Here is a 1,272-nt window from a genome sequence, read left to right as displayed (position 1 = left end):
TGACCTTGCCCCTCTGATCTAATCCGGTTTGAAGTTCGTTCTGGCCCATCGAGAGGACCAGGACATGAAACGTAGCCGCTTCTCTGAAGAGCAGATCATCGGAATTTTGAAGGAACACGAGGCCGGGGTATCGGTTGCCGATCTGTGCCGCAAGCACGGGGTCAGCGACGCCTCGATCTACAATTGGAAGGCCCGCTTCGGCGGGATGGATATCTCCGAGGCTCGGCGACTGAAGGCGCTGGAGGACGAGAACACGCGCCTGAAGCGGCTTCTGGCCGACGCCATGCTCGACAATGCCGCGTTGAAGGATCTTGTGGGAAAGAAATGGTGACGCCCGCGGCCAAGCGGAAAGCTGTCGCTCGCCTGAAGGAAGGCTTCGGGATGAGCGAACGGCGGGCGTGTAAAGCCATCGGCTGTTGCCGCATGACGGTTCGCTACGAGACCAGCAGGCCGGACGACCGCGAGGTTCGCGAGCGGATGAAGGCGATCGCGCAGGAGCGTCGCCGGTTCGGCTACCGGCGTCTTCTCGTGATGCTGAGGCGGGAGGGCCTGGTCGTGAACCACAAGAAGCTGTTCCGGCTCTATCGGGAGGAGAAGCTCGCCGTTCGCCGCCGTGGCGGCCGCAAACGGGCGATCGGGACCAGGGCGCCGATGCTGGTGCCGCTGAGGCCCGACGAGCGCTGGTCGCTCGACTTCGTATCGGACCAGCTCACCGACGGGCGCCGCTTCCGCATCATGGCCGTCGTCGACGACTGCACGAGAGAGTGCCTGGCACTCATCGTTGATACGTCTCTCTCGGGCATGCGGGTTGCCCGCGAATTGGACCGGCTCATCACCGAGCGCGGCCGGCCGAGGATGATCGTCAGCGACAATGGCAGCGAGTTCACCTCGAACGCCATCCTCGCCTGGGCGGATCAGAACCGCGTCGAATGGCATTACATTGCGCCCGGCAAGCCGATGCAGAATGGCTTCATCGAGAGCTTCAACGGCCGACTGCGCGATGAACTGCTCAACGAGACGCTGTTTACCTCGCTGGCTCAGGCGCGCGTCGCCATCGCCCTGTGGCGCGCCGACTACAACACCGCGCGGCCGCACTCCCAAATCGCCTGGCAGACACCGGCCGAGTTCGCCAGCACCTTCAATCCGCGACGGTCGCTCGCGCTGCGCTGCGCCAAAGGCTCCGCGCCAGCGCCCGTCGCTTCACCCGCCCAGCAGGGCACAACCCACGCCGGAAACGAACTCAAAACTGGATAGAAACTGGGGGCAACGTCA

General features: G+C 63.9%; 1 protein-coding gene. It reads left to right on the top strand.

Annotation, left to right across the window (positions count from 1 at the left end; genetic code table 11):
• The first annotated feature begins 64 nt into the window (after positions 1 to 64).
• Positions 65 to 1,254 (top strand): IS3 family transposase gene (locus NKJ84_RS32965; protein WP_352509995.1). Its coding sequence is split into 2 segments (ribosomal slippage): positions 65 to 314 and positions 314 to 1,254, totalling 1,191 coding nucleotides; the frame shifts between segments, so codons are not numbered across the junction.
• Positions 1,255 to 1,272 lie beyond the last annotated feature (18 nt).

This window comes from Mesorhizobium sp. M0048 (assembly GCF_040323405.1).
GTDB lineage: Bacteria > Pseudomonadota > Alphaproteobacteria > Rhizobiales > Rhizobiaceae > Mesorhizobium.
This window is presented reverse-complemented; position numbering and strand designations above follow the sequence as displayed.